2 pseudogenes are annotated in these 421 nt (G+C 47.0%); both read left to right on the top strand.

Annotated features, from left to right (window positions below):
* Nucleotides 1-130, top strand: a pseudogene (locus tag ACYP03_RS24260) (ABC transporter permease); the annotation flags it as partial.
* Between the two features lies 1 nt (nucleotide 131).
* A pseudogene (locus ACYP03_RS24255) lies at nucleotides 132-421 on the top strand (ABC transporter permease); the annotation flags it as partial.

The raw sequence follows: 421 nt of genomic DNA, 5'->3' as shown, positions 1-421 counted from the left end.
TATCATTGAGCGAGACTATCCGGTGGTGATGGGCATAGTCGCGATTAATGCCGTGTTATTAATGCTGGGCAATATCATTTCCGATGCTTGTGTTGCCATGATTGATCCCCGAGTGAGATTCGGAGCCTGATATGCTGACCCTGAGCCCACTGACAAAAAAGAAAATCCAGCGTTTTAAAACGATAAAGCGCGGTTATTGGTCACTGATCATCCTATCCGTGCTGCTGGTTTTATCTTTCTTTGCCGAGTTTTTGATTAACAGTAAAGCGCTGATCGTCAAGTATCAGGGGGAGTACTATTTTCCGGTCGTCAGCGATGTGCTGCCTGGTACTCAGTTCGGGCAGGAGTACCAAAGCGAGGCACAGTACCGGGAATTGCAGCAGGCTTTTGCACAAAGCGATTCGGATAATTTCGTACTGAT

The organism is Photobacterium sp. R1 (assembly GCF_054600795.1).
The sequence above is the reverse complement of the archived record's forward strand: the minus strand, read 5'-3'. Positions and strand labels throughout refer to the sequence as shown.